This is a genomic window from Stenotrophomonas sp. SAM-B, from assembly GCF_013387485.1.
Classification (GTDB): domain Bacteria; phylum Pseudomonadota; class Gammaproteobacteria; order Xanthomonadales; family Xanthomonadaceae; genus Stenotrophomonas; species Stenotrophomonas maltophilia_AA.
Genome location: NZ_JABBXB010000002.1, coordinates 136,326 through 162,793, shown reverse-complemented (window position 1 = coordinate 162,793; position 26,468 = coordinate 136,326). Strand labels below are relative to the sequence as shown.

Genomic DNA, 26,468 nt, shown 5'->3' with positions numbered 1-26,468 from the left:
CCCTTATTCCAGCAGCAGCGGCGGCTTGCCACGCTTGGCGCGGAAGTAGTTGGTCAAGCGGGTGCTGGCGTCCTTGGCCAGCACGCCGCCGTGGAGCTCGACACGGTGGTTGTGCCGCGGGTCGCCGATCAGGTCGAACACGCTGCCGCAGGCACCGGTCTTGGGGTCGGTCGCCGCATACACCAGCCGCGCCACGCGTGCGTGCACGATCGCCATGGCGCACATCGCACACGGCTCCAGGGTGACGTACAGCGTGCTGCCGACCAGCCGGTGGTTGGCCAGCGCCCTGCCCGCCTGCCGCATCGCCACGATCTCGGCGTGCGCGCTGGGGTCGTGGTCGGCGATATTGAGGTTCCAGCCTTCACCGAGCACGGCGCCGTCGGCACCGACCAGCACCGCGCCGACCGGAATCTCGTTGAACTCACGCTCGGCACGCTCGGCCAGGCCCAGTGCATGGCGCATCCAGTGCTCGTCCTGGTCGTGCACCGGCACGCCCAGCGGGGGCGGCGGCGCGAGGCGCTCAACCATGGCCGTTGGCCTTGCGCACGAATGCCTCGAACGCAGCCAGGGTGGCCTCGCTGACGTGGTGCTCGATGCCTTCGGCGTCGCGGCGCGCCGAGTCGGCGTCCACGCCCAGTGCCAGCAGGAACTGCTCCACGGTCTGGTGGCGGGCACGCATCTCCACCGCCAGCTGCTCGCCGGCCGGGGTCAGGAACACGCCACGGTACGGTCGCTGGATCGCCCATCCCTCCTTGACCAGTCGCTTGAGCGCCTTGGCGACCGTCGGCTGCGCCACCCCGAGCCGGCTGGCGATGTCCACCTGGCGGGCCTCACGGCCATCGGCGATCAGGTCCGCGATCAGCTCCACATAATCCTCGACCAGCTCGGACCGGCGCGCCTCGCGCACCTGCACGAAGCCCTCGACGTGCACCTGGGCATCGATCAGGGGCGTGGTGGCTTTACGGCTCGACGACGGCATGGTGGCTCCAGCAATGGCCGGTGGCGAAGGGCTGCGGCGCCCGGACAGTTTACCTCACGGGGGTTTGCGACTGGCCGGGCGGTCCGGCGACTGCGGAGCGCCCCCGATCGTGTTTGACAAATGATTTTTGTTGCCGGATATATACCGCACCTACTCAGCCATGGACCCGGCCGAAGGCCAAGGAGCAGCATGGACGCATCCGCACTACGGAAGTACGGCCCCCTCGCTCTGATCGTCGTCCTCGCCGCGTTGATGACCACGCTGGCCGTGCAGAACCGCCAGCTCCGCCAGCAGCAGGCCGTGCTGGTGAGCAAGGTCGAACAGATTTCCAAAGCCGTGCACGGCCTGCCCGAAGGCGCCCGGCCGGAAGCATTCGACGCCACCGCACTCGACGGCCAGGCACTGACCTTGGCCGGCCCCGCCAGCGGCCGCCAGATCCTCTACTTCTTCTCCCCTGCCTGCAGGTTCTGCCTCGCCTCGGTACCGCAGATCCAGGCGCTGGACGCCGCCGGCCGGAACAACGGCAACCGCGCCTTCGAAATGGTCGGCGTCAGCCTGCCGCCCCATGAAACCGCCGCGGACTACGCACGCCAGCATGGCTTCGACTTCCCGGTGGTGAACGATACCGATGACCGGATCACACAGCGCTATAGCGCCACGATGGTGCCGATGGTGGTGGTGATCCAGGACGGCAAAGTGATCTATCGGTACGTGGGCCAGCTCAAGGACAGCTCGGTCAATGCCATCACCGGCGCCTTCGTGGTGAACGCCGCGCGCAGTGCGATGCCGCCGCCGCCGGCAGGCTGACCCCCCAGGCGCCACCCGTGCGCGCCGCACCCAGGTCTCTCCGCACCCGTCCGTGGGCGCGGATCGGCAGTTGCATCGGTTTTCCTTCCCATCCAGGAGTTGAACGATGACCTCGAAACACACGCTGTCCCTGCTTGGCGGCCTCGCCGTCGCCGGCATGCTCGCCTTCGCTTCCGCCCAGGCCTTCGCGACCTCCGCCTCGCCCGCCACGCTGTCGGGCTGCAAGGCCGCGCCGCACTGCGACTACGGCGCCAATCCGGACGGCACCTGCTGCCCGCTTACGGATCCGCCGGCCCGGTAAACCGCTTCGCGCACCACCCGTTGCATCCGTCCCATCCACTCAAGGAGAAGCACCATGAAGTCGAAGAAACTCGTCTCGGTCTTTGGTGGTATCGCCGTTGTCTGCGCATTGGCGTTCGCCTCCAGCCAAGCGCTGGCCACCTCCAGCCAGCCCACGCCATTGGCGGGATGTGCCGAGCAGCCGAACTGCACGTATGGCGGGCACGGCGTGCACCTCTGCTGCGATCCGCTGTAAAAAGCACTCGACCATCCCGGCACAGTGCCGGGATGGTTCCGCCGCGATCAGCGCGGCCGTCGCTGCAGCAGGGTTTCAAACAGGACCGTGCCGTCCTGGTTCGCGGCCACCAGCGTGCCGCCATGCGCGCGCGCGAACTCGCTGGCGATGAACAATCCCAGCCCCAGCCCGCGGCTGTCGTGGAAACTGGCCTTGAACGGCTCGAACAGGCGCGGCAGCAACGCCTCGGGAATCTGCCCGGCATTGCGCACCTGCAGGCGCAGCGGCGCGCTGCGCTCACCCTCCAGGCGAACCAGCACGGGCGCATCGCCGCCATGCAGCACTGCATTCCCGATCAGGTTGGACAACAACTGCGCCAGCCGATCCGGATCGCCCTGCAAGTGGGCATCGCCCTGGACCTGCAGCTCGATGCTCGCCTGCGGATGCGCGCGCCCGATCTCGGCCACGACCGTTGCGGCCACGTCGGCCAGATCGCACTCGGTGCTGTACAGGCGCAACCCGCCGGTACGGATCTTCGAGAAATCCAGCAGCTGCTCCACCATCCGGGCCATGCGCTGGGCACTGTTCTCCAAGTGACCGAGCGTGCGCTGCACCTGGCTGTCGTCCGGCAGGTCCAGCGCCAGCTTGTCGGCGCACAGCAGGATCGAGGCCAGCGGCGTGCGCAGATCGTGCGTGAGCACCGCCATCATCGTTTCGTTGAGCGTGAGCGCATGCTCCAGCGCCTCGTTGCGCGTCTTGAGCAGCTGCTTCTGCTGGTAGAGCTCGATGAACACATTGACCTTGCTCATGATCACCTGCGGCTCGATCGGCTTGTGCAGGAAATCGACCGCCCCGGTCTCGTAGCCCTTGAACGCGCGCACGGGGTCGTTCGGCGAGGCAGTCAGGAAGATGATCGGCACATTGCGGCTGCGCTGCGAGCCGCGCATCAGTTCGGCGAGCGAAAAGCCGTCGATCTCCGGCATGTGCACGTCCAGCAGCGCCAGCGCCACCTCATGCTCGAGCAGTAGTTCCAGCGCCTCGGCACCGGAGGGGGCACACAGGATCTCCAGGCCCGGGCGACGCAGCAGCGCTTCCATCGCGACCAGGTTCTGCGGAATGTCATCGACAATCAGCAGCTTCACGCAATCGGTGGTGGCAGTCGACCCGGCGGGCTCGATCAGGTTCATCGGGTAAGACCTTTCATACGCGTGCAGATGGAGGTGAGCGGGAGTACCGCATCGGCACCGGCGTGCGCCAGGGCCGAAGCGGGCATCATCGAGGAATAGGCCTCCTCAGGGCATTGGATCCAGGCTTCGCCGCCGGCGTGGCGCACGGCGGCAACACCGTCACTGCCGTCGGTACTGGCACCGGTCAGCAGGATCGCCAGCACGCCATCGCCGAACACATCGGCGGCGCTTTCGAACAGGGGATCGATTGCGGGGCGGGAGAACAGCACCGGCGGATCGACCGACAGCGCCAGCGTGGCGCGGTCCTCGACCAGCAGATGGTAGTCCGGCGGCGCGAACGTCACCGTTCCGGGCTGCAGGGGTTGTTTGTCCTCGGCTTCGCGCACCGGCAACGGGCAGCCGGCGTCGAGCAGGTCGGCGATGCGGCTGGGGCGGTCGCGCGGCAGATGCAGCACCACCAGCACCGGCAGCGCCAGCGCGGACGGCAGCGATGACAGCAGGGCCTGCAGCGCACTGACGCCGCCGGCCGACGCACCGACGACCACCAGATCGAACCGGCTGCGTTGCGATGCCGCGATCATCAGGCCAGCTTCCGGTAAAGGCGCTGTTCGCGCGCACAGGCTTCGAACAGGTCCGCGTGCGCGCCGAACTGCAGCGACTCCTTGCTGCCCAGGCCCAGGAAGCCCCGGTGCACCAGCGCCTCATGGAACAGGCCGATGGCACGGTCCTGCAGCGGCCGCTGGAAATAGATGAGCACGTTGCGGCAGGACACCAGGTGCACTTCCGAGAACACGGTATCGGTCGCCAGGCTGTGGTCGGCGAACACGATGTTGCGCTTCAGGCGACGGTCGAACACCACGCTGCCGTAGCCGCTGCTGTAGTAATCCGAGAGCGACCCGGTGCCGCCGGCGGCGAGGTAGTTGCGGCTGAACTGCGCCAGCCGGTCCAGCGCGAAGGCGCCGGACTCGGCCGCCTGCAGCGCTTCGGGGTTGATGTCGGTGGCGTAGATGATCGCGCGGTCGAGCAGGCCTTCCTCATGCAGCAGGATCGCCAGCGACCAGACCTCCTCGCCGGTACTGCAGCCGGCGATCCACAGTTTGATCGATGGATACGTGCGCAGCACCGGTACCGCATGCTCGCGCAGCACCCGGAAATACGGCGGGTCGCGGAACATCTCCGAGACCTGCACGGTGAAGTACTGCATCGCCTGGGCGAACGTGTCCGGCTCGTGCAGCAGCCGGTGCTGCAGCGCGCCCATGGTCGGGCAGTCGAAGCGCGCCATGGCATGCCGCATCCGCCGCCGCAGCGACGCCAGCGCGTAGTCACGGAAGTCGTAGTGGTAGCGCTGGTAGACCGCCTCGAGCAACAGCTTCAGCTCCAGGTCGAACAACTCCGTTTCATTCATCGGCGCGAGCACCACACGCGGCACAGCGAGACCAGCTTGTCCACGTCGATCGGCTTGGCGATGTAGTCGTTGGCACCAGCCTGCAGGCAATGCTCGCGGTCATCGGGCATCGCCTTGGCGGTCAGCGCGATGATCGGCAGGTCGCGCCAGCGGTTGTCCGCGCGGATCTCGCGCATGGCGGTCAGCCCGTCCATTTCCGGCATCATGATGTCCATCAGCACCAGGTCGATCTCCGGGCGCAGCTTCTCCAGCGCCTCGCGACCGTTGCGGGCGATGTCGAGGGTGACGCCGAGCGGCTCGAGCACGCTGGACAGCGCGAAGATGTTGCGCACGTCGTCCTCGGCCAGCAGCACGGTGCGGCCATCGAGCACCGCATCGCGGCGGCGCGCCTCGCGCAGCAGGCGCTGCTGGTCGGTCGGCAGCGAGGCCTCGACACTGTGCAGGAACAGGGTCACTTCATCGAGCAGGCGCTCGGGCGAGCGCGCGCCCTTGATGATGATGCTCTTGGAATAGCGGCGCAGGCGCTGCTCTTCATCGCGGGTCAGCGCGCGGCCGGTGTAGACGATCACCGGCGGGAACGCCACGGCCTCGTTGCCGGCCATGCGCTCGAGCAGGTCGTAGCCGGTGCCGTCGGGCAGCGCCAGGTCGGTGACCATGCAGTCGAAGGTCGATCCGGCCAGCTCGGCCATCGCCTCGGTGATGGTGCCCACCGCGGTGATCTCGAGCTGGTCGCGGCCGAGCAGCAACTGCAGGTTGGAGCGCAGCTCGCTGTCGTCTTCGACGATCAGCAGGCGGCGCATGTCGCGCTGGCTGGTGGCCTCCAGCTGCTGGATCGCCCCGACCAGGCGCTCACGCGTGGCCGGCTTGATCACATAGCCGATCGCGCCCAGCTCCATCGCCACCTGCGAACGCTCCAGCCCGGACACCACGTGCACCGGGATGTGGCGCGTGGCCGGGTCGCGCTTGAGGCGCTCCAGCACGCTGAGCCCGGAGACGTCGGGCAGGCCGATATCGAGAAGAATGCCGTTGGGCCGCAGTTCGGTTGCCAGGGCCAGCGCCTCCTCGGCGGTGCCGGCGACCACACAGTCGAAGTCCAGTTCATGCGCCATCGACACCAGCGCGCTGGCGAAGGTCGCATCGTCTTCGACCACCAGGATCATCCGGCCCGCGCGGCTGCGACGGCCGCGGTCATCGATCACCTTTGCCGCAGGCGCCGGCGGCGGCGTCGACCCGGCATGCGCACGGCCGAGCGGCGCGGCGGCAGGCAGCGCCGGCGCCGCGACGGCCGCGGGGCGGACGTCATGCACGACGTGCTGGGCACTGCCGGTGCCGCCGCCAGCCAGCAGCGGCAGTTCGAGGGTGAAGCAGCTGCCGCGGCCCGGCTCGCTGGAGACGGAGATGCTGCCCCCCATCCGGGCGGCCAGATCGCGCGAGATCGACAGGCCCAGCCCGGTGCCACCATAACGGCGGCGGGTACTGCCATCGGCCTGGCGGAACGCTTCGAAGATCACCGCCGTCTGCTCTTCGGGAATGCCGATGCCGGTATCGGACACGGCGAACTGGATCCGCCCTGCGCCGGCACTGCGGACCTTCAGCGACACGCTGCCGTGCTCGGTGAACTTGATCGCGTTGGCCAGCAGGTTCTTCAGGATCTGCTGCAGGCGCTGGCTGTCGGCCAGCAACTGGGTCGGCGCATCCGGCGCGGCGCTGATCTCCAGGCTCAGGCCCTTCTGCACCGCCATCGGCTCGAAGGTCTCCTTCAACCGCTGCAACACGCTGGAAACGGCCAGGTTCTCTTCGACCAGCTCGACGTGGCCGGCTTCGATCCGCGACAGGTCCAGGATGTCGTTGATGAGCGACAGCAGGTCGTTGTTGGAGGAGTGGATCGCCTGGGCGTACTTGACCTGCTCGGCGGTCAGCGTGCCGTCCTTGTTGTCGGCCAGCAGCTTGGCCAGGATCAGCGCGCTGTTGAGCGGCGTACGCAGCTCGTGGGACATGTTGGCCAGGAATTCGGACTTGTAGCGCGAGCTGGCTTCCAGCTCGTTGCTGTTCTGCACCAGCTGCGCCTGCGCCAGCAGCAGGGCCTGCTGGCGCGACTCCAGCTCGTGGGTGCGCTCTTCAAGCTGCACATTGGTCTGCTCCAGCTCGGCCTGCTGCTGCTCCAGGTTGGCCTGGGAATGCAGCAGGCTGCGGCTCTGTTCCTCCAGCTCCTCGTTGGCCACGCGCAGCTCTTCCTGCTGGGTCTGCAGCTCTTCGCTCTGGCGCTGGGTTTCCTCCAGCAGTTCCACCAGCTGGGCATTGAGCAGCGACGCGCGCAGCGCGATGCCGATCGGCTCGGCGCACTGCAGCAGCAGCGCCATCTCCAGGCCGCGTGCGGGCGATACGCCGGCACGGCCCAGCTCGATCACGCCGATCACCACGCCATCGGCGAGGATCGGTCCCAGCAGGCGCTGGTGCACGGTAGTGCGGCCCAGCGGGGTGTCGATATCCAGCGGGCTGTCGCTGTCCTCCAGCCGGCGGGCACGGCCCTCACGGATGATCTCGCCCCATTGCCCGGCATTCGCCGGCAGCGTCTCCGGCAGCTGCGACGGCAGCGCGGCGCCACCGACCAGCACCAGCCGCTCGCCCTGCAGGCGGTACATCGCGCCGACATCGGCATTGAGCTGCGCGCACAGGGCGCGCATGGCTGCTTCGGCCAGTTCACGCGGAGTGGGATCCCCTTGCAGGCTGGTGCCGACCACGTTCTCGCCGGCCTGCAGCCACAGCGCGTCGGCCGCTTCACGGCGGGCGCCGATGGCCTTCATCACGGTCAGCGCCATCATCAGGAAGGCGACGCCGCCAATGCTGCGGTTGACGAAGGAAAACGCCGAATTGCTGCTGGCCGGCGCAACGTTGTAGCCGACCGCCAACAGGATGCAGGACCCGATCGCCACCAGCAGGGGCACTTCCATGCGGCGCTGGAACAGCGTGATGCCGACCGCCATGAAGTAGGTCAGCCAGACAGCATAGCCCAGCGGCACCACCATCTCCGTGCCCAGCGTGGCCGCCATCAAGGCGGCCGACGCAAGCCAGATCCAACGGTCACGGGCGGTAGGCGCAGAATTCATGCCGTGTTCCAGCTCAGCTAAAAAGGGGGCTGATGGTACCTGAGCGGTAAACGGCTGTTAAGCGCCAGAAGTCAGCGCGTTTGGCGCACGTTCTTGACACGTTCTTCACACCATGGCCCCTACGGTTCGGTCCCTTATCGGGGAGTCGATAACCGTCGTGGTCCAGGCCGTATCCAGCGTTGCACCGCTCGCCGACGAAAGCCGGCAGCTGAAGCTGTTGATCGACAACGTGAGCGATCACGCGATCTATCTGCTGGATACCCAGGGCAACATCTGCAGCTGGAACCGCGGCTGTGAACGGGTCAAGGGCTATGCCGCCGAAGCGGTGATCGGCAAGCACGTCGGCCTGTTCTATACCCCCGAAGACCAGCAGCTGGGCGTGCCCCAGCAGGCGCTGGAATACGCCCGCGACCATGGCCGCTTCGTCGGCGAAGGCTGGCGCGTGCGCCGCGACGGCGAGCGGTTCCGGGCCGGCGAAGTGATCGAGCCGGTGCGCGAGGACGGCTGCCTGCTCGGCTTCGTCAAGGTCACCCAGGATGTCACCGAGCGCTACCAGGCCCAGCGCCTGCTGCAGGATGCGCAGCGCGCGCACGTGCAGCAGCGCCAGCTGGACAATGTCGGCCGGCTGACCCGGGGCCTGGCCCATGAATTCAACAACCTGCTGACCACCATCGGCAACGCGCTGGACCTGATCGCCCTGCGCCCCGGCGCCGACGGGCGCACCCAGGAGCTGGTGGACCTCGCCCAGGCCGCTGCCGACCGCGGCTCGCTGCTGACCCGCCAGCTGCTCGCGTTCTCCTCGGATCAGACCCTGGTGCGCGAGCCGGTGGTGGTGCAGGAGTTCCTGCGCGATGCCCTGCCCGTGCTGCGCCGCGCCTGCCCGGCTGGCATCGAGGTGCACCTCGATCTGACCCCGGATCTGCCCCCGATCGTCACCGATGGCGTACAGTTGCACAGCGCCGTGTTGAATCTGGTGCTCAATAGTGGCGAAGCGATGCCCCAGGGCGGCACGGTCACGATCACGGCCGAGGTCGAACAACGACTGGCACCGGATCTGTCCCAGCCCATGCGCCGCCACTATGTGGCCATCTCGGTGACCGACCAGGGCGATGGCATGCCCCCGGACATCGCCGCGCGCGCCAGCGAGCCGTTCTTCACCACCAAGGAAATCGGCAAGGGCAGCGGGCTGGGCCTGAGCCAGGTGTTCGGCTTCGTTTCCCAGTGCGACGGCTTCGTCGACGTACAAACCGCCCCCGGCCGGGGTACCACCGTCCGCCTGTTGTTACCTGTCATTGAGGAAGTCGAGCATGTCTGAGCCCCTACGCGTATTGATGGTCGAAGACCAGCAGGACCTGCGTGAACTGATCGGCCAGGCGCTGCAGGACTTCGGCATCGAAATCCACACCGCCGACGACGGCCCGGCCGCGCTGCGCCTGATGCAGGATCCCGGCGGGTTCGATGTGGTGTTCAGCGACATCAGCATGCCCAACGGCATGAGCGGCGTGGAGCTGAGCGAACATGTGGCCGACGTGCTGCCCAAGGCGCGCATCATCCTGGCCTCCGGTTACGCACGCTCGCAGCTGCCGCCGCTGCCCGAGCATGTCGAATTCCTGCCCAAGCCGTATCGCCTGCGCCAGCTGGTGACGTTGCTCCAGTCTCCCGTCACGCCCTGCTGAGCCGGCACTCCGCCGCCAGCGTGAACGCTTCATCCGCGGCGCCCCTGCTTCACATCGATGCCGCAACCCACCCCGGATAGTGAGGGTGAAGTCGGGACAGGGTGCGGTACATGCAGGACAGAGCTGAGGATCTGGATCGGATCGCGTTGATCGAAGCACTCAACGTGATGGACCCTGCGTTGGGGACGGCGCTGGACCCTATCACCGAACTGGTGGCCTTTACCTTCGGCGTTCCGATCGCGCTGGTGTCCATCTTCGATGCCGTCCACCAGCACATCATCTCGCGCGTCGGTCTGGCGCTGACCCGCCACGAACGGCATTCCTCGATCTGCGCGCTGGCGTTGGGTGCCCCCGACGTGGTCCAGCTGGCCGACCTGCGCCTGGACCCGCGCTTTGCCGACAACGCGCTGGTGACCGGCCCCGAACAACTGCGTTTCTACGCGGGCGCCCCACTGATCACCAAGGCCGGCATCACGCTCGGCACGCTGTGCATCATGGGCCGCGAGCCGCGCCGGCTGTCCGCGGAAGAGCAGCTGCAGCTGCAGACGCTGTCACGCGTGGTGATCGCGCAGATGGAACTGAAGATGTCGCTGGGCCGCCGCGAGCAGGTCAGCGGCCTGCCCAACCGGCAGCAGTTCCAGGCCGACCTCAACGCCCTGTCCCGTGGCGGCGAGGCGCGCGCGTTCACGGCAGTGCTGCTGGATGTGTTCGATCTGCAGAGCGCCAACGATGCCGGCCAGGCGCTGGGCATGAAGCCGGTGGAAACCCTGCTCCGCCAGGCGGCGCTGCGCGTGCAGGACGTGCTGCGCGATATCGCGCAGGTGTATCACGTAGGCGTGACCCGGTTTGCTTTCCTGCTGCCGGAGCAATCGCATGACCAGACCGAGGCCCTGCTTGATCGCCTGCGCGTGCGCACGCGCCGGCCGCTGATGGCCGGCAGCATTCCGATGTCCCCGCAGTTCCACGCCGGGGTCTGCGACTTCCGCGCCGTTCCGGAACAGACGGCCGATCTGATCCGCAAGTGTCTGGTCGCCATGCATCACGCCCTGCAGACCGACGCCTGCCTGTGCTGGTACTCGCAGGAACGCGACGATGCACTGCGCCGTCGCTACCGATTGGCCTCGGACGCCGGGCGCGGCCTGGCCCAGCACCAGTTCAGCTTGGTCTACCAGCCTCGATTCAATCTGATCGACGGGCTGCCGGTCTCGGCCGAAGCCCTGCTGCGCTGGACCCACCCGATGCTCGGTCCGGTCAGTCCGGGCGAATTCATTCCGGTCCTGGAGCGGACCGCGCTGATGCCCGCAATCAGCCGCTGGGTCATCGATCACGCCCTGGCCCAAGCCGCGCAATGGCAGCAGAGCGTGCCGGGGTTCAGCCTGTCGCTCAATCTCTCGCCGCGCGACTTCGACGACCAGTGTGTGTGGAGCGTGCTGTCCGAACGTTTGGACGCGCATGGGCTGCCGCCCGGCCTGGTCGAGATCGAAATCACCGAGGGGCAGTGGCTCAACCACCATCCCGCGGCGCTGCCCCAGCTGCGGGCAATGGCCGCCGCCGGCGTGCGCATCGCCATCGATGATTTCGGCAGCGGCTACAGCAACTTCGGCTACCTCAGCGAGGTGCCGATCAGCCATATCAAGATCGACCAGACGCTGGTCACCGGACTGGCGCGTTCGCGTACCGCGCGGCTGAAGGTCGAGGCCATCATCAAGCTGTCCCGGCAGCTGGGGTACCGCACGGTGGCCGAGGGCGTGGAGAGCGAGGCCGAACTGTCCCTGCTGCGTCTGTGGGGCTGCGATGAAGCGCAGGGCTATCACCTCGCTCGGCCGATGCATCCTGACGCGGTGCTGCAGCTGGTCAGCGCCTGCCGCGCCGGTCCGCTGCCGGATGCGGGCTGACACCGCGGCGACGCGACGCAGTCTGCAGCACGGGCGATAATGCCCGCCCGTCCCACCAACTGCCGACCATGTCCGATCTCGCCCCGCTGCCCATCCTGCCGCTCGGCCATTACCGCCACTTCAAGGGCGGCAACTACGAGGTGCTCGGCGTCGTGCGCCACAGCGAAACGCTGGCACCGATGGTGCTGTATCGGCCGCTGGACGCGGACATCGGACTGTGGGTCCGCCCGTTCGAGATGTTCGTCGCGCAGGTGGAGGTGGAGGGCCAGTGGCGGGCGCGCTTTGCGCGCGTCGAATCCGGGACTTAAGGTGCTCCGCACGCCCAAGTATTCCAGCCCTTGTCCTCCACATATTTGAGGGTCATGAGACCTGTGCTTCCATCGCGTTGGCGAAACAGGCAGAAACGCGCCGAGTGAAACTGCGTAGGGTCTCTCCCCTGCGTGCGCCTGATGTTCATGAAAACTTCGTATGGCACCCCAACGCGCAGTGGCCGCACCGGTTCCTGCGCTGCATTGCCCTGCGCATCGCCGTAGCGCAGGCAGCCAGCGGGATCCAGGGACCGTAGGGCACGCCCCGGATAGTCATCCAGCCAGATTGGCACGGACTTCGAACGCTCCGACTCGTAAATACTGACCGATTGGAGATCGACCACCCCCTTCAGTCGCCGCAGCTCTCCGCGTGGCAACCCGAAGCATACAGTTCCCTCCATCCACCGCACTTCGAGCTCGCCCCTTCGGGATACCGCCTCCGCGGAACCGTTTGTTAGAAGTGCCACTAAAGTCAGCAGGGCGACCACGACACGCGGCGCGGTGCAGAAGGATGGACGCGACATGGCCGACGCTGTTCGAGAGGGTCCGCCAAGTCTAGCCAGACGTGTCCGCATTCGGCCTACGCCGTCATGCGGCGTCGGAGATGACCCATATGATTCAGCTGGCCACGACGCGTCGCGCGTCGACCAGTGCACGCAGGCGCGCGGTCACCGCGCGGAACGGCTCCGGCAGCCTCGCCGCCTCCAGGGCATCGACCTGGCCCGACAGCAGCGACAGCGCCTCGCTCACGCTGACCACGTCCTGCCCAGCGTCCACGGCAGCCTCCGGCACCTCCAGATGCGCGCCGATGACGCCCGCCAGGACCTCGAACGCTTTCACCGTAGCTGCGTCGAGCTTGGATGGTTGCGGGTCCAGCGCGCACAGGGTGCCGTGGAAGCCACCGTCGCGGCGGAACATCGGCACCGAGATGTAACTCTCGAATCCGTACAGCGCAGGCGTGGGATGGCGGGAGAACACCGGGTGGGTGCTGGCCTGGTCGAACTGGACCAGATGGCGATGCTCGCGGATCTCATCGCAGATGGTGGTTTCCAGCACCAGGTCGTCGCCCGGCCGCAGGCCGAAATCCAGGCGATCATGCACGGCGCAGGCGGTCCAGCGATCCGCGGTCACCCGCGCCACCGCGACGAAGCGCATGCCGGTCATCGCACTGGCCAGCTCCAGGATGCCCGGCACGGCCGGCATCGCCAGCAGCGCCGCGATATCGTCCAGGCGTGGATCCGTCGAGACCGTCGGTTCCACCACTGGCGCGGAACCCGGACCGCCGTCCTCCAGCGGGTTCTCCATGGCCGCCAGGCGGCGGTCCAGCGCCTTGGCGTTGACCTCGTTGAAGAGGCCGCGCACGGCCGCCGACAACGCGCGCGCGTCCTTGATGATGCCGACGAAATGGATGCCCTGCCCGACCAGGCGGATCTGCTCGACGCCATGGTCCACGCGCAGGGAGGGCCACGCCTGGCGGTGCAGGATGCGCATCCAGTCGCTGGGCGGCGTTTCATCGAGAAGTGCGGTCACGATCACCCGCGAAGGCGCCGATCCGACCGGGAGACCGGGCAGATCAAAGCCGATGAGCGCTGGAAAGCCCGTACTGGTAGACATCACAACCCCTATTCGGCTTGGCGCAGCCATCGACAGGTGGTGGCTTTGAAGCGAAATTGTCGCACGAATGAGCGAGACTGGCCGTGAGCGGACGCTGCTCCGCAAGCCGGAACGCGCCCACAGCGGCAGCGGCTATCATTCGGACGCCGCTCGTCGTGATTGATGTGTTGATCGCTTCGCCGACGGGCGCAGGATGCACCCTCTGCCAAGAACAAGGAACGTACTTCATGGGATCAACGGGTCAGGGTTTTTCAGTGTTGGTCGGGATCCTCTGGGCGCTGCTCGGACTGCTGTGGATTTTCGTCCCCTTTGCCATCTTCGGGATCAAGGGTCTACTCAAGCAGATCGTGGCCGAACAACGGCGGACCAACGAGATTCTCAGCCGCGTCCACGGCGATCGCCTGCCGCGGGCGTCCCCCGAACCCCAGCCGTTCCGGGTCGGGCCGTATCCGTAAGGGTCCGCCGTCTGCTGCTGGCGTTGATGGGCTGCCGTGCGGGGTAATGCCGGCCTTGCGAACAAGGCCGTCAAATTCTCGACGCATTTCGCGCATTTTGAACAAATCCACCCTCGCTCCCCCCCTATACTCGGGCCTCGTCACCATGGAACGGAGACTTGATGTCCCCCTGCTCCCTGCAGACTCCCGACACGCCCGGCCTGATCGTACGCACGGCCCCGGCGGCGGCGTCGCCTCTCGCCATGCGAACCGTCCCCCTGTACGCGGGCATCGCCGGACAGACGGATTCCCCCGACGCTGGCACAACGGCTCCCTGCGCGTTGCCGCCTGCTCTGTGCGGCGTCCCCGCACCGTCCCACCCGCATTCCCCCCCTGTCAAACGGAGACCGGCCTTGCACCGTGTCCTCAAGATCTGCCTTGTCACCCTTCTGATCACCGCCTGCAGCCGTACGGAGAACACCATGAGCCAAGACCTTTCCACCGCCGCCGCCGAGGCCGATGTCGAAAACGGCGGACGCGGTCTCGCCAAGCTCAATCCACAACCGCGCCAGGCCTATGACGTGGTCCTCAAGCTGCACAACGCCCCGGGCCCGTTCGAACGCATCGAAGGCGTCGCGCAGTACGACGTCACCAACGAAGCAGAGTGCGGTCGCATCAACCCGGAAACCGGCACCGCCGGGCGCATCACCAGCCAGGAGCCGCTCGCGCTCAAGCGCGTCGCCGACGATGAGTACCACGGCACCGTTTACCTCGACCGGATGCTGGACGAGGACTACTACGGGCGTGGCGTATGCCACTGGAAATTCAGCGGCACGGGTGCCCTGCTCAAGGCCACCGGTGCGCATGAGGAAACCCGTTTCCTCACCTTCATCGATGCCGACCGGTTCACTGCGGGCGATACGCTGACTCGTCACTACCCGGCCAGGGACTATCCGCGCGCCTCGCCCGTGGAAGGTCCATCGGGCATCACCTCGATCGAAGACTATCCGGCCAGGGGCAATGAAGATCCCACCGTATTCGTGCCGGAACTGCGCGAGGCGTTGTTCTCGATCTCGTTGTCCGCCAAAGAGGCCAAACAATGACTATTCCCAGCCAGGATTACGCGGCGATCTCCGATGACGCGTACAAGGATCGAGCGGTAGGACGTCGCGCACCTGGCGAGGAAGAGCCGGTCACGCTCAACGGTCACCGGTACGTGGTGCTTGAACATGTCAACAACACCCGCAACGGCTATCAAGGCACGGTCTACCAGCGTGTAGACACCAATGAGATCGTGGTATCGCACCGCGGCACCGAGCAGATCCTGCTTGATGCCGTACTCACCGATGGCACGATGGTCACCGGGCGCACCAATCTGCAGGCCAAGGATGCGATCGCACTGACCGAGAGGGCCATGGAATATGCGATCAAACAGGGCAAGGACGTTGGGCACGCCCCGGAAGTGACCGTCACCGGCCACTCGCTGGGCGGCACCCTGGCCCAGATCAGTGCGCACCACTTCGATCTCAAAGGCGAAACCTTCAATGCCTTCGGCGCGGCCAGCCTGAACTACCGGATTCCCGAAGGTGGCAACAGGATGATCAACCATGTCATGGCCGCCGATCCGGTCAGCGCCGCATCGCCGCATTACGGCCAGGTCCGCATCTACGCCAGCCCCCAGGAAATCAAGACCCTGGAGGCCTCCGGCTTCAGCAACAGCAGGTACAACGCGCTGATCCCCGATCGCCCCGTGATCGCCGCCGCCGCATCGCTGGGCTCGCACAAACTGGGCAACTTCCTCGACAGCGGCTCGGTGCTGGGTTCCGAGCAGGCCAAGACCCTGGCCAACACCAATGCCCGAATGATCGACGAATATCGCGACGACATCGGAGAACGCCGTGCTGCGACGACCGTCATCTCGCGCGGCACGGTCGGTGGCGCGGTAGACCTGATCGACACCCTGCGCGGCCCGCTGCCGGCCGGTGAACCGGCCCGGCGCGAGGCCGAGAAACACCAGAACAGCCACACCAGTCTGCGCATGGACGATGCCCGCCATCCGGGCCATCCCCTGTTCAACGACGCACAGCGCGGCGTCTACGCCCAGGACACCCGCGTGGGCCGCACTCCGGATCAGTCCAGCGACCAGCTCGCCGGCAGCCTGGCTGCGCAGATGCACGCCGCCGGCGGCAAGCGCATCGACACGGTGGTGATGAGCAACGACGCGGCCAACACCTTCGCCGTACAGGGCAACCAGAACGACCCGGCCCACCTGCGCGTTACCGTCGACACCATGCTGGCCATGAACACGCCCCTGGAACAGAGCAGCCGCAAGGTGGAAGAACAGGCCAGCAGCCAGCGCCAGCAACAGGAGCGCAACCAGGAACAGGTCCAGAGCAACAGCCGCACCATGATGGGGTGAGGCCGCGCCACGGCACGACCGTAACAGCCATCGCCGGGACGGGATGGCTGTTGTTGTTTGGGCAACGGCCATTGCAACCTGCAGGCTGCCGGAATCGACATCTGTCGCAAGCACGGCGCACACCCCACAAACGACAGAGAGATTGCTGCCGTGCGGAGTGATGCCTCCGATCGCCACATTTCCGGCGCATTTTGCGCATTCTGAACAAGTCCGTCCCCACTCCGCTCCTATACTCGGGTGATCGTCACCATGGAACGGAGACTTGATGTCCCCCTGCTCCCTGCCTACCCGTAACAGGCTCTGCCTGATCTCCCGCATGGACGCGTTGGCGATGCAGCGTGCCGCTTCACTGGCCCGGGCTCCGGGCGCGCTGCAGCCTGCTCCGCGCGGCACGCCGCTGACCACATCCTTGACCGATATCGGAGAAGCACCATGACCCGCTCCGCCCAGCAATACGGCCAATCCAACACCACCGCACCACCCCACACGTGTTTCCCCACCGTCAAACGGAGACCGGCCTTGCACCGTGTCCTCAAGATCTGCCTTGCCACCCTTCTGATTACCGCCTGCAGCCGTACGGAGAACACGATGAGCCAAGACCTTTCCACCGACGCCGCTGAGGCCGATGTCGAAAACGGCGGACGCGGTCTCGCCAAGCTCAATCCACAGCCGCGCCAGGCCTTTGAGGTGGTCCTCAAACTGCACAACGCGCCGGGCCCGTTCGAACGCATCGAAGCCGTCGCGCAGTACGACGTCGCCAACGAGGCAGAGTGCGGCCGCATCAATCCGGCCACCGGCACCGCCGGGCGCATCACCAGTCAGGAACCGGTCGCGCTCAAGCGCGTCGCCGACGATGAGTACCACGGCACCGTTTACCTCGACCGGATGCTGGACGAGGATTACTACGGGCGCGGCGTATGCCGGTGGAAATTCAGCGGTACTGGTGCCCTGCTCAAGGCCACCGGTGCGCATGAGGAAACCCGTTTTCTCACCTTCATCAATGCCGACCGATTCACTACGGGCGATACGCTTACCCGCCACTACCTGAAAATGGACTATCCGCGCGTGGGAATCGTGCAGGGGCCGCATGGCCCGACCGCGCTTGAAGACTATCCGGCTAGTGGTGATGAAGACCCCAACAGCTACAAAGCAGAACTGCGTGACGCACTGTTCTCCATCTCGTTGTCCGCCAAAAAGGCCCGACAATGAGCATCCCCAGCCAGGATTACGCGGCACTTTCCGATGACACGTACAAGGATCGAGCGGTAGGACGTCGCGCACCTGGCGAAGAAGAGGCGGTCACGCTCAACGGCCACCAGTACAAAGTGCTGGAGCATGTCAACAACACCCGCAACGGCTACCAAGGCACGGTCTACCAGCGCGTGGACACCAAGGAAATCGTGGTATCGCACCGCGGCACCGAGCAGATCATGCTCGATGCCGTGCTCACCGATGGCACGATGGTCACCGGGCGCACCAACCTGCAGGCCAAGGATGCGATCGCACTGACCGAGAGCGCAATGATGATTGCCGAGCGTTACGCTGTTGGCCACGACCGTAAACCCGAGGTCACCGTCACCGGCCATTCGCTGGGCGGCACCCTGGCCCAGATCAGCGCGCACCACTTCGACCTCAAGGGCGAAACCTTCAATGCCTTCGGCGCCGCCAGCCAGAGCTACCGCATCCCCGAAGGTGGCAACAGCATGGTCAACCACGTCATGGCCGCCGATCCGGTCAGCGCGGCATCACCGCATTACGGCCAGGTACGCATTTACGCCAGCGCCCAGGAAATCAAGACCCTGGAGGACTCCGGCTTCAGCAACAGCAAGTACAACACGCTGATTCCCGACCGCCCGGTGATCGCCGCCGCCGCATCGCTGGGCTCGCACAAACTGGGCAACTTCCTCGACAGCGGCTCGGTCCTGGGCTCGGAGCAGGCCAAGACCCTGGCCAACACCAATGCCCGCATGATCGACGAGTACCGCGACGACATCGGCGAACGCGGCAGCGCGGCCACCGTCATCTCGCGCGGCACGGTCGGTGGCGCGGTAGACCTGATCGACAACCTGCGCGGCACCCTGCCGGCCGGTGAACCGGCCCGGCGCGAGGCCGGGAAGCACGCCAGAGAAAGCGAAAAGGACAAGGACAAGGACAAGGACAAGGACAAGGACAAGGACGTCAGTCTGCGCCCGGAGGACGCCGGGCATATCAGCTCGCTGCGCATCGACCAGGCCGGCCACCCCGGCAATCCTCTGTTCAACGATGCACAGCGTGGCGTACATGCGCAGGACGCCCGCGTGGGCCGCACCCCGGATCAGTCCAGCGACCAGCTCGCCGGCAGCCTGGCTGCGCAGATGCACGCCGCAGGCGGCAAGCGTATCGATCATGTGCTGATGAGCAACGACGCGTCCAATACTTTTGCTGTGCAGGGCAAGATCGACGATCCCGCCCACCTCCGCGTCACGGTAGGTACGATGCTGGCCATGAACACGCCGCTGGAGCAGAGCAGCCGCAAGGTGGAAGAACAGGCCGCCAGCCAGCGCCAGGAACAGGACCGCAACCAAGAACAGGTTCAGAGCAGCAGCCGCACCATGATGGGGTGAGGCTAAGGCACGGCATAACCGCAACATCCATCGCCATGACGGGAAGATGTGAAATCCTTAGGGTGTAATGCCCGTCGCACCCGGCGGGCCAGGTGCGGCCCGCGCTGGAACAGAAGCTTGTGGAGCGGAACAGCAGATGATCAAAGGTTCCAACCAGCTGAGCAGCGCCTTGGCAACCTGATGGAGAAACAGCAGGCTCCGCCAGCAACCGACTGCGGTCAACGGAAGGACTTGAACTCGGACATACTGCACGCTGAATAAGCAATGGTACAAGTCTGACCACCGTCAGTCGCTCGGCATTGCTCAAGCGCCATCGTTTTGGCCTTCTCGACAGTCTGCGCAGAAACAGCCATTGACTTGCCACCTCCATCGGCAATCTGGCGAGCGTCCGGATCAGCGATAGCAACACACTGGTTGTAATACGCCAAACGCAGCTTGCAATTCTTACCTCCAACTTTCCTGCATTCGGCCTCTGCGGCGGAAACTGCCTGGCGCTTTGTCTTCATCGACACCGAAGCACCTGTTGCTAGGTTCTCAGCATCTTCCACAATGGCACCCCAACGAGTCTCCCATTTTCCCGTAGGTACAGGTGCCGGCATTCCAGCCGCCGCCCCCTCCGCGCCGGGAATTGGCGCGCAGCCTGGAGCCCTGTCATCCCCGATAGGATACTGGCCCGGCGGGCATCGCCCTTCAGCAAAACCAATCACGGGCACCAGCACCAACATAACAGCAAGTATTAGTTTGCTCATCGCTACTCCACGCCTTAGTACGAATGGCACTTCAGGACAGCCATCAATTACCGATCAGCATTTCCGAACTTTCCAGAAACCTCACCACCAGAATTCTGTGAAGTTTGCGAAACTGTCCGTCCGACGTGCTGCGGGGTTGCGGAAGCAGCGGAGTTGTTGCCTGGATTGCTCGCCTGCGGCGGTGTATACGAACCCGGCGGCTGACCTTGTGGGCCAGGCTGAGCTGCTGCGGAACCGCCTATCTGCGAATATGCCATGAAACCGCCCAACGTCCCCTGGAAGAACATCGCCGCCCTTGGGGGCGCAGTCAGGATCAAAGTCGTGAGAATCAAACCCATGCCACCCTGCTGGATCGCCTGGCTGGTCATGCCGTCGCTGGAGGCACCCCACAACAGATACTTGTTCACCAGCGCGGTGGTCCAGAACGCGGCAGACACACGAATCACCATGTCCAGTGCGATGGACACCATCGCAGCCAGCACGGCCATGGAGAACATCGTGCCGATACCGTAGAACAGCCATCGCTGGAACAGCTGATTGGGCACCCCGACTTGCATCCACCCAAGTACTCCATCGATCTACTTCTCAAGCAGATCATCCCTGCCGGTTACCACCGTCGAAATCACACCTTCAGGGTGTCAGCCGAAAAAACTCTTGCTGGGTGCTAAACCAAATACGTCGAACGCGCAGCCATCTCAATCCTTATTCCGCCCCAGCCAGCTACCATTTCCGAGGCAGAATGGGCAGCACTTAGAAGCAAAACCAATTACTAGAATGATTTGAATTCGGACATACTGCATGCAGCGTAAACAATATCACACCCCCCTCCCGCTGCCCGGTTACCGACCACGCACTTTTCCAGGGCTTTGGAGCTTGCGAGCTCCACATTCTGTGCCCGGAAGGCAACAGATTCACCGGACACACCGCCTTCCTTATTAGCCGGATCCGCTAGGGCCACGCATTGATTATTGTAAACAATGCGGACTTCACACTTTTCGCCACCCCCTTTTTTGCACTGCTCCATCGCTACCGCAATAGCGTCCTGTTTACTTACCCTCGACTCGGACACCCCCGTTGCTCCCGCAACCTTTCGGGCATTCGCACTGACGTCCTCTGCAATAGCTCCCCAGCGCTTCTCCCATTTTCCGGTTGGCACAGGAGAAGATGCTTCTCCTCCACCCGCTGTCGGAATTGGGGCGCAGCCAGGGGCTCTGTCGTCACCGATTGGGTACTGGCCAGGAGGACACCTACCTTCAGCAAATGAAGAAAGGGAAGTCAGACTCAGCGCAAGGGCAAGCAACACTCTCATGGCGTCAATTCTCAAAATTGGAAAATTCACAGCATGGCCAGACATCACTCAGTTGATTGGAGCATTGCCGTACTTTCCGGGGGTACTCATCTCCCTGGCGAAGACTGTGCTGAACCAAGCACCGTTCGACCTTCCTGTATCGATGGTGCGTTGCTCGGCGCCTGGCTTGCGTTACCACTCTGCGCCCGTGCCCATTCCGACGAACCACAGCCCGGGTCACCACCAGCGCCCCACTGCGTCCGCGGCACCTCTCATGCAATCACATGGGGCATGCACGCATCTGCTGAGTAGGTCCAGTAACCGGCAGCCAAATACACGGTGAAACGCACTCCGCCCGTCTTTCGCGTTTACTTGGATCAAAAGCTCTCGAAAAGCGGCTTAGTGCAAGCACTGTACAGTTTGTTGCATCCTGTACTACCACGAGTGGTGCAGTCCTTCATTGCCAACTGAGTAGCGACCTGCTCGGTTTCCGCACTAGAGATCACAGAGCCTCCTCGCTCAGATGTAGCTGGCGAGATCAACGCAATGCATTGGTTTTTGTAGGCCCGAGCTACTTCGCAATCACGACCGCCAATCTTAACGCATTGAGATACTGCTTCCTTGGCTGCATCAGACTTTGAGAGCTTCTCAATTGCCACACCCACTTCGCCTGTTGAGGACGTTGCAATTGCCCCCCACGTCTTGATCCAACGCCCTGTTGGTCGAGCCTCCTGGGCATCGCCGCCACCACTGGCGATAGGCGCGCAACCCCCAACACCTTGTCCACCAATGGGATACGAGCCAGGAGGACAACGCCCTTCTGCGCTCGCGACAAATGGGAAGGCACCCAATGATGCAACGCAAACAATTGCGAACACCCGCATGACTTTCTGCAGCATTGCAACACTATAGGGACGTTGAATCATAGGAATACACCTTACTTAACTTTGTTTGCTAGGCCATAACGACCCGGATCAACTTCAGACTGACCTGAGGATGCCCCCTGACCCGACACTCGCGAGGATACATCTGCCTGTGTTGTCGTAGTCTGGGCCGCACTGGCACTCGGCGCCGGCGGTGTATACGAACCCGGCGGCTGCCCTTGCGGGCCCGGCTGCGCTCCAGCGGCCGAGCCACCTATCTGCGAATATGCCATGAAGCTACCCAACGTCCCCTGGAAGAACATCGCCGCCATTGGGGGCGCAGTCAGGATCAAAGTCGTGAGAATCAAACCCATGCCGCCCTGCTGCATCGCTTGGCTGGTCATGCCGTCGCTGGAGGCACCCCACAACAGATACTTGTTCACCAGCGCGGTGGTCCAGAACGCGGCAGACACACGGATCACCATGTCCAGTGCGATGGACACCATCGCAGCCAGCACGGCCATGGAGAACATCGTGCCGATACCGTAGAACAGCCATCGCTGGAACAGCTGTTTGGTCTGGTCGAACAGCAGACACAGGATGAACAATGGGCCCATGCCGATGAACAACGCCATCGCCACCTCATAAAGCAGCAGCATCGAGCCGGCGGTCACTGCCGGCCCGCCGGTACCGAGGCCGATGAACCACAGCGCCCGCGTCTTGTCAGACTGCAGTCCCGGATCGTCCAGCACCTTGATGCCATCGATGCTCGACAGTGCGACCTGCATCCAGGCCAGGCTCTTGTCGATCTGGTCTTCGGGCTTCTGATCCTTGCCGGTCACAACATGGGTGATCAAGCCTTTCATGTCGTCAGTCAGGAACTTCTGCACGCTGCTGCCGAACATCGCCATGCTGGTGGCAACCGTGACGATCAGCGCGGCGCGCGCCATGTTGGTGACCAGCACCATCATCGAATCGCGGCTGCGGCCGGTGACGATCCGATAGCCTTGGATCAAGACCCAGAGTGTCATCAGCACCAGGGCGATACCCCCGACCCAGGTCATCATGCGACCCATCAGATCAATGCCGAAGCCATTGATGCGTTCGCGCAGGTAATCCAGGATCAGCTTGAAGAAGACAAAATCGCCGATGGACTGGACACGCACTGCGTAGCCCAGCAGATCCTGCAATCCGCCCGAAAAATCAAAGTTGGCAATCGACCTGAGCGTCATTTCCACAATCCCTTGGTAATTCCGTTACTGCATGAGCCGTCGCAGAGCATCGCAACGTCCGTGTACGTTCGTGGCTGCTTACTTGACGCTGAGCGCCGCCTTCAGCGAGGCAGTCTTGACCAGGTCGCTCGCGAACTTCATCCCGGCCGTATCGCCCTTCAGCGCTGCCTGAGCGACAATCTTCTGATTGGCTTCCATCACCTCAATATACGCGTCGTACGCCTGCATCCGCGCCTGCCAGGACTGGGACTGCACTGCGAGTTCGTTTGCCGTTCGCATCGAATCGCTGTCAACCGCCGCCACGTTGCCGGCCAGGCTGCTGACCTTGCGCAGCGAATTGATCGCCTCCATCAGCTGATCCATCTGCGGGATCGTCTGCTGGATGAAGGTCACGGAATCGTTGTACTTGCGGTTCTGCATCATCCTGATGTTGACGCAGATCTGACGTTGCTGCGCCTTGACGTCGCCGGTGGGGTTGAACACGAAGTATGAGAACAGACTGTCCACACTCATATCCGTGACCGGGCCACAGGACTGCTGGACCATGTAATCCGAGGGCACCGGCGTGAGGATCGCGCCGGGCGGCAGCCCGAACGACTTGAAGATGCCCTGGGCCTTGATGATGGAGTCGGAGACCTCTTTGAGCACCTTCATCCAGCGCGTGTTGTCCTTGACGTACTCGCCGGCCGTCTGCAGGCGGTCCAGCATCTTCTCGAACCAGTTCGCGCCGTCATACACCAGCACGCCACTGGCGGTCGCGGTGGTACCTGCGCCCAGCGAGAGCACGACACCCAGCGCCAGGGCGGCAAGGCGTGCACGGCCTGGGCCGCGGCGGCTGTTTCGGGTCTTCAGTGCGTTGTTCATCGTCGTCTCCATGGTCTGTTCATTACAGGACGTGGGCAGCAGGCTGCTTCAGGTCACTGCATCCTTGCTCGGCGTGGATTGCCGCGATCCCTTGCGCTTCTTGTAGAACTCGCCCAACCACTGCTCCGGGGTCAGCTCGGCCTGCGGCACCTTCTCGCGCTGCGCCGCATCCTGCAGCACGCGGTGCATGACCTCGATATTGTCGGTAGAGGCCGAAATAACCGACAGGATGTCGTCCATGCCGCGCAGGTTGAGCTGGCACACATTGGCCGCATGCCCCTGCTTGACCAGGAAACAACGCGACCGCTCGTCGAGCGCCGTCACCACCTTGAACTCCGCTTCGGTCAACTTCAGGCCGTCGATGTAATCGGAGCGGCTGGCGTTGGGGTTGGGCAGCAGGATCAGCGTGGCGGTCTGCTCGATCAGCGCCGCGGCGATATCGCTCTTCAGCGCATCCTCCGGGCTCTGGGTGGCGAAGATACCCATGCCGTTCTGCTTACGGATCGTCTTCTGCTTGTTCTTGGCGAATTCCTTCAGGCCACCCTCGCCGTCCAGGATCTTCCAGAACTCGTCCATCACATAGATCAGCGGGCGGCCGTCGATCAGTGACTCCAGCCGGTGCAGCAGATAGTTGATCACCGGCACCCGCACTTCGGGGTTGTCGATGATGTCGGTGTAATCAAAGCCGATGATGTTGGCCCGGCTCAGATCCACCGTGTCGACGGGGTTGTCGAACACCCAGCCCAGCGAGTTGCCCGCTGTCCAGCGCCGCAGCCGCGCGTACAGGCCGTCATCGCCCATGTTGGGCAGGCTCTTCTGGAAGTTGGTCATGCTGCGCAGGTGCATCGGCGTGTCGAGCATGTTCTCGACGGCGCGGAAGATGTCCTCTTCCTCGCGCGCACTGTATTCACGCTTGCCAGCCAGCACCTTGATCAGGTCTGCCAGGAACTGCACGTTGCTTTCGCTGTTCTCGCACTGGAACGGGTTGAAGCCGGTCGCCTGGCCATTGTCCAGCGCCAGGTAATTGCCGCCGCAGGCGCGCACGAAGATCTCCGCGCCGCGGTCTTTGTCGAAGAAGAAGATGGTCGGCGACGGCTCGTACTTCTGCACCTGGCTTAGCAGGAAGTTGATCAGTGCCGTCTTGCCGGTACCGGACTTGCCGATCACCATGGTGTTGGCGATGGCCTTTTCGCCCAGCGAGTTCTCCGCCGGGTGGGTGGCGTGGAAGTTGAAATAATACGGCTGCCCGTTGGTGGTCTGCAGGGTGGTGACGCAGTCGCCCCAGGGATTGTTGTGCTGTTTGCCGGTCGCGAAGTTGTGCAGCGGCGACAGGCCCAGGAAGTTCAGCGAACTGACATTGGCCAGCCGGGTGCGGTAGCGCCAGTTCGCCGGAAGCTGCGAATAGAACGCCGACGTCACCGCCAGATCTTCCTTGGTCGACACGAATCCCGCATTGGACAACTCTGCACGGGTCGCTGCGATGTTGTGCGAAAGCTTCTCCTGGGTGTCGGCATACACCGCCATGATGAAGTGGTACTCACCGAGCACGAAGTTGCCAGAAGACAGCTGATCCATCGCCTGGTCGAGCTCGACGATCTGGCTCACGGCCTTGTCGCCGGAGGAAATCATCATGCCCTTCGTCCGGTCCAGAACCTTGAGCGCGTCCTGCCGCCCCATCGGGCTGAACGAATGGGTGATGACGTACTCGAAATCCAGGTACTTCAGCCCGTTGAGCACGCCCGGGTAGGTGCCTTCTGCGTACTCCTTGATGTTGAGGATACCGCCGAAGTGGTTGACGCCGTTGGGCGTGGTGACCACGAAATCACCGGTCTTGGCTGAGAACATGTGTCGGCTGACTGCCAGGTAGTCCTTGACCGGGGCCGAAAGCACCGGCACCGGCTCGTCGATGCGGTTGAGCAGGTAGCCAAAGAATTCCAGCGTCTCGGAGAAGACCTGCCCGTTCTTGGCTTCATACATGCCCATGCGGTACGGCGCGTAATCACGGATCACGGCCTCCACGTTGCCGGCCATTTCCAGCAGCGTTGCCACGGCCTGGTCCTGCTCGGCCTGCAGCTTGGACACGTTCGCCGACTTGTCCATCATCCGCTTGCCGGCGACCACCGGGCGGTACAGCATGGTCAGGTACAGCTCGTTCTGCATGATGCGCTGGGCCGAGAGCATGTCCATGTAATGATCAGACACGTCCTGGTTGAAGCGTTGACTGAACTGGCTGCGGGCTTTGAGCTGGCGACGGCGCCGAATGTCGTGGACCCAGAAAGCCACGTTGACGAAATCCGGGGCGCGCAGCGTCTGCAGCAGCCGGTTGAAGGTGTTGTGCTTGTGTTCCAGCTCCCAATCTTCGCGCCCGACGAAGGGCAAGCCTTCCAAGTGCCAGGTCAGCAGGAAGTCCCCGCCCGTGGTCTTGACGACCGTCGGCGCCACATGGCTCGACAGGGGAATGAACTCGCTGATTGAAGTATCGGGGCTGAACATGACGGCTTCCATTGGGGTACTACGGGGATGC

General features: G+C 64.3%; 25 protein-coding genes and 1 pseudogene. 12 read left to right on the top strand and 14 right to left on the bottom strand.

The window, feature by feature from the left end:
* Positions 1 to 3: 3 nt before the first annotated feature.
* Positions 4 to 528, bottom strand: a complete 525-nt coding sequence (tadA, locus tag HH110_RS04970) for a tRNA adenosine(34) deaminase TadA (RefSeq protein ID WP_176988642.1) — start codon at positions 526 to 528, stop codon at positions 4 to 6.
* Positions 521 to 979, bottom strand: a complete 459-nt coding sequence (mntR, locus tag HH110_RS04965) for a manganese-binding transcriptional regulator MntR (RefSeq protein WP_176988641.1) — start codon at positions 977 to 979, stop codon at positions 521 to 523. The genes tadA and mntR overlap by 8 nt, the downstream gene beginning before the upstream one ends.
* 189 nt (positions 980 to 1,168) lie before the next feature.
* Here mntR and HH110_RS04960 point away from each other — a divergent pair, with 189 nt between their 5' ends.
* From HH110_RS04960 to HH110_RS04950, 3 genes are all read left to right on the top strand, one after another.
* A complete protein-coding gene (locus HH110_RS04960) occupies positions 1,169 to 1,786 on the top strand; it encodes a peroxiredoxin (RefSeq protein ID WP_176988640.1) in 618 nt (205 codons plus the stop codon).
* A 106-nt stretch (positions 1,787 to 1,892) separates the two neighbouring features.
* Positions 1,893 to 2,087, top strand: a complete 195-nt coding sequence (locus HH110_RS04955; protein ID WP_176988639.1) for a hypothetical protein — start codon at positions 1,893 to 1,895, stop codon at positions 2,085 to 2,087.
* Between the two features lie 54 nt (positions 2,088 to 2,141).
* On the top strand, positions 2,142 to 2,321 hold the full coding sequence (locus HH110_RS04950; protein ID WP_176988638.1) for a hypothetical protein: 180 nt from the start codon (positions 2,142 to 2,144) through the stop codon (positions 2,319 to 2,321).
* Between the two features lie 47 nt (positions 2,322 to 2,368).
* On the opposite strand, the gene HH110_RS04945 is transcribed toward HH110_RS04950, so the two are convergent.
* From HH110_RS04945 to HH110_RS04930, 4 genes are read right to left on the bottom strand one after another with little or no spacing between them, the layout of a single operon-like run.
* Positions 2,369 to 3,487, bottom strand: coding sequence for a hybrid sensor histidine kinase/response regulator (locus HH110_RS04945; RefSeq protein ID WP_176988637.1), 1,119 nt, complete (start codon positions 3,485 to 3,487; stop codon positions 2,369 to 2,371).
* Positions 3,484 to 4,068, bottom strand: coding sequence for a chemotaxis protein CheB (locus tag HH110_RS04940; protein WP_176988636.1), 585 nt, complete (start codon positions 4,066 to 4,068; stop codon positions 3,484 to 3,486). Before HH110_RS04940 ends, HH110_RS04945 begins: the two co-directional genes overlap by 4 nt.
* Positions 4,068 to 4,916 (bottom strand): CheR family methyltransferase, encoded by an 849-nt coding sequence (locus tag HH110_RS04935; protein ID WP_176988635.1) that lies wholly within the window; start codon positions 4,914 to 4,916, stop codon positions 4,068 to 4,070. The genes HH110_RS04940 and HH110_RS04935 overlap by 1 nt, the downstream gene beginning before the upstream one ends.
* On the bottom strand, positions 4,889 to 7,999 hold the full coding sequence (locus HH110_RS04930) for a response regulator (protein ID WP_176988634.1): 3,111 nt from the start codon (positions 7,997 to 7,999) through the stop codon (positions 4,889 to 4,891). Before HH110_RS04930 ends, HH110_RS04935 begins: the two co-directional genes overlap by 28 nt.
* A gap of 157 nt (positions 8,000 to 8,156) precedes the next feature.
* Here HH110_RS04930 and HH110_RS04925 point away from each other — a divergent pair, with 157 nt between their 5' ends.
* The 4 genes from HH110_RS04925 to HH110_RS04910 all read left to right on the top strand — a co-directional run bounded on the left by HH110_RS04925 (position 8,157) and on the right by HH110_RS04910 (position 11,878).
* Positions 8,157 to 9,314, top strand: coding sequence for an ATP-binding protein (locus HH110_RS04925; RefSeq protein WP_176988633.1), 1,158 nt, complete (start codon positions 8,157 to 8,159; stop codon positions 9,312 to 9,314).
* Positions 9,307 to 9,675: a response regulator gene (locus tag HH110_RS04920; protein ID WP_176988632.1), complete on the top strand. Its 369-nt coding sequence runs from the start codon at positions 9,307 to 9,309 to the stop codon at positions 9,673 to 9,675. Before HH110_RS04925 ends, HH110_RS04920 begins: the two co-directional genes overlap by 8 nt.
* Before the next feature lie 110 nt (positions 9,676 to 9,785).
* A complete protein-coding gene (locus HH110_RS04915; protein WP_241696414.1) occupies positions 9,786 to 11,570 on the top strand; it encodes a bifunctional diguanylate cyclase/phosphodiesterase in 1,785 nt (594 codons plus the stop codon).
* A 68-nt stretch (positions 11,571 to 11,638) separates the two neighbouring features.
* On the top strand, positions 11,639 to 11,878 hold the full coding sequence (locus HH110_RS04910) for a DUF1653 domain-containing protein (RefSeq protein WP_176988631.1): 240 nt from the start codon (positions 11,639 to 11,641) through the stop codon (positions 11,876 to 11,878).
* Positions 11,879 to 12,496: 618 nt separating this feature from the next.
* Here the strand turns inward: HH110_RS04910 and HH110_RS04905 are convergent.
* Positions 12,497 to 13,408, bottom strand: a complete 912-nt coding sequence (locus tag HH110_RS04905; protein ID WP_342589219.1) for a GAF domain-containing protein — start codon at positions 13,406 to 13,408, stop codon at positions 12,497 to 12,499.
* 239 nt (positions 13,409 to 13,647) lie between these two features.
* On the opposite strand from HH110_RS04905, the gene HH110_RS04900 reads away from it, so the two are divergent.
* From HH110_RS04900 to HH110_RS04880, 5 genes are all read left to right on the top strand, one after another.
* A complete protein-coding gene (locus HH110_RS04900) occupies positions 13,648 to 13,947 on the top strand; it encodes a hypothetical protein (RefSeq protein WP_176988630.1) in 300 nt (99 codons plus the stop codon).
* A 461-nt stretch (positions 13,948 to 14,408) separates the two neighbouring features.
* A complete protein-coding gene (locus tag HH110_RS04895) occupies positions 14,409 to 15,029 on the top strand; it encodes a hypothetical protein (protein ID WP_241696413.1) in 621 nt (206 codons plus the stop codon).
* Positions 15,026 to 16,345: an XVIPCD domain-containing protein gene (locus tag HH110_RS04890; RefSeq protein WP_176988628.1), complete on the top strand. Its 1,320-nt coding sequence runs from the start codon at positions 15,026 to 15,028 to the stop codon at positions 16,343 to 16,345. The genes HH110_RS04895 and HH110_RS04890 overlap by 4 nt, the downstream gene beginning before the upstream one ends.
* A 432-nt stretch (positions 16,346 to 16,777) precedes the next feature.
* Positions 16,778 to 17,554 carry a hypothetical protein gene (locus HH110_RS04885; protein WP_342589218.1) on the top strand — a complete coding sequence of 259 codons (777 nt, stop codon included), beginning with the start codon at positions 16,778 to 16,780 and terminating at the stop codon, positions 17,552 to 17,554.
* Complete coding sequence (locus HH110_RS04880; RefSeq protein ID WP_176988627.1) at positions 17,551 to 18,948, top strand: XVIPCD domain-containing protein; 1,398 nt, start codon at positions 17,551 to 17,553, stop codon at positions 18,946 to 18,948. The genes HH110_RS04885 and HH110_RS04880 overlap by 4 nt, the downstream gene beginning before the upstream one ends.
* Positions 18,949 to 19,166: 218 nt before the next feature.
* On the opposite strand, the gene HH110_RS04875 is transcribed toward HH110_RS04880, so the two are convergent.
* The 7 genes and pseudogenes from HH110_RS04875 to HH110_RS04845 form a co-directional block, all read right to left on the bottom strand.
* Complete coding sequence (locus tag HH110_RS04875) at positions 19,167 to 19,697, bottom strand: DUF4189 domain-containing protein (RefSeq protein ID WP_176988626.1); 531 nt, start codon at positions 19,695 to 19,697, stop codon at positions 19,167 to 19,169.
* Between the two features lie 185 nt (positions 19,698 to 19,882).
* Positions 19,883 to 20,329, bottom strand: a pseudogene (locus HH110_RS04870) (hypothetical protein); the annotation flags it as partial.
* 137 nt (positions 20,330 to 20,466) lie between these two features.
* Positions 20,467 to 21,006 (bottom strand): DUF4189 domain-containing protein, encoded by a 540-nt coding sequence (locus HH110_RS19495; protein ID WP_275135239.1) that lies wholly within the window; start codon positions 21,004 to 21,006, stop codon positions 20,467 to 20,469.
* Positions 21,007 to 21,362: 356 nt separating this feature from the next.
* Positions 21,363 to 21,869 (bottom strand): DUF4189 domain-containing protein, encoded by a 507-nt coding sequence (locus HH110_RS04860; RefSeq protein ID WP_176989120.1) that lies wholly within the window; start codon positions 21,867 to 21,869, stop codon positions 21,363 to 21,365.
* Positions 21,870 to 21,922: 53 nt separating this feature from the next.
* Complete coding sequence (locus HH110_RS04855; protein ID WP_176988623.1) at positions 21,923 to 23,080, bottom strand: type IV secretion system protein; 1,158 nt, start codon at positions 23,078 to 23,080, stop codon at positions 21,923 to 21,925.
* 78 nt (positions 23,081 to 23,158) lie between these two features.
* Complete coding sequence (locus HH110_RS04850) at positions 23,159 to 23,944, bottom strand: hypothetical protein (RefSeq protein WP_241696412.1); 786 nt, start codon at positions 23,942 to 23,944, stop codon at positions 23,159 to 23,161.
* Between the two features lie 48 nt (positions 23,945 to 23,992).
* Positions 23,993 to 26,437 carry a VirB4 family type IV secretion/conjugal transfer ATPase gene (locus HH110_RS04845; protein WP_176988621.1) on the bottom strand — a complete coding sequence of 815 codons (2,445 nt, stop codon included), beginning with the start codon at positions 26,435 to 26,437 and terminating at the stop codon, positions 23,993 to 23,995.
* Positions 26,438 to 26,468 lie beyond the last annotated feature (31 nt).

Excerpts from the sequence above, each read along its gene's own strand:
- tadA (WP_176988642.1), bottom strand. The coding sequence starts at position 528 with ATGGTTGAGCGCCTCGCGCCGCCGCCCCCGCTGGGCGTGCCGGTGCAC.
- mntR (WP_176988641.1), bottom strand. The coding sequence starts at position 979 with ATGCCGTCGTCGAGCCGTAAAGCCACCACGCCCCTGATCGATGCCCAG.
- HH110_RS04960 (WP_176988640.1), top strand. The coding sequence starts at position 1,169 with ATGGACGCATCCGCACTACGGAAGTACGGCCCCCTCGCTCTGATCGTC.
- HH110_RS04955 (WP_176988639.1), top strand. The coding sequence starts at position 1,893 with ATGACCTCGAAACACACGCTGTCCCTGCTTGGCGGCCTCGCCGTCGCC.
- HH110_RS04950 (WP_176988638.1), top strand. The coding sequence starts at position 2,142 with ATGAAGTCGAAGAAACTCGTCTCGGTCTTTGGTGGTATCGCCGTTGTC.
- HH110_RS04945 (WP_176988637.1), bottom strand. The coding sequence starts at position 3,487 with ATGAACCTGATCGAGCCCGCCGGGTCGACTGCCACCACCGATTGCGTG.
- HH110_RS04940 (WP_176988636.1), bottom strand. The coding sequence starts at position 4,068 with ATGATCGCGGCATCGCAACGCAGCCGGTTCGATCTGGTGGTCGTCGGT.
- HH110_RS04930 (WP_176988634.1), bottom strand. The coding sequence starts at position 7,999 with ATGAATTCTGCGCCTACCGCCCGTGACCGTTGGATCTGGCTTGCGTCG.
- HH110_RS04920 (WP_176988632.1), top strand. The coding sequence starts at position 9,307 with ATGTCTGAGCCCCTACGCGTATTGATGGTCGAAGACCAGCAGGACCTG.
- HH110_RS04915 (WP_241696414.1), top strand. The coding sequence starts at position 9,786 with ATGCAGGACAGAGCTGAGGATCTGGATCGGATCGCGTTGATCGAAGCA.
- HH110_RS04910 (WP_176988631.1), top strand. The coding sequence starts at position 11,639 with ATGTCCGATCTCGCCCCGCTGCCCATCCTGCCGCTCGGCCATTACCGC.
- HH110_RS04895 (WP_241696413.1), top strand. The coding sequence starts at position 14,409 with ATGAGCCAAGACCTTTCCACCGCCGCCGCCGAGGCCGATGTCGAAAAC.
- HH110_RS04890 (WP_176988628.1), top strand. The coding sequence starts at position 15,026 with ATGACTATTCCCAGCCAGGATTACGCGGCGATCTCCGATGACGCGTAC.
- HH110_RS04885 (WP_342589218.1), top strand. The coding sequence starts at position 16,778 with ATGACCCGCTCCGCCCAGCAATACGGCCAATCCAACACCACCGCACCA.
- HH110_RS04880 (WP_176988627.1), top strand. The coding sequence starts at position 17,551 with ATGAGCATCCCCAGCCAGGATTACGCGGCACTTTCCGATGACACGTAC.
- HH110_RS04875 (WP_176988626.1), bottom strand. The coding sequence starts at position 19,697 with ATGAGCAAACTAATACTTGCTGTTATGTTGGTGCTGGTGCCCGTGATT.
- HH110_RS19495 (WP_275135239.1), bottom strand. The coding sequence starts at position 21,006 with ATGAGAGTGTTGCTTGCCCTTGCGCTGAGTCTGACTTCCCTTTCTTCA.
- HH110_RS04860 (WP_176989120.1), bottom strand. The coding sequence starts at position 21,869 with ATGCGGGTGTTCGCAATTGTTTGCGTTGCATCATTGGGTGCCTTCCCA.
- HH110_RS04855 (WP_176988623.1), bottom strand. The coding sequence starts at position 23,080 with ATGACGCTCAGGTCGATTGCCAACTTTGATTTTTCGGGCGGATTGCAG.
- HH110_RS04850 (WP_241696412.1), bottom strand. The coding sequence starts at position 23,944 with ATGAACAACGCACTGAAGACCCGAAACAGCCGCCGCGGCCCAGGCCGT.
- HH110_RS04845 (WP_176988621.1), bottom strand. The coding sequence starts at position 26,437 with ATGTTCAGCCCCGATACTTCAATCAGCGAGTTCATTCCCCTGTCGAGC.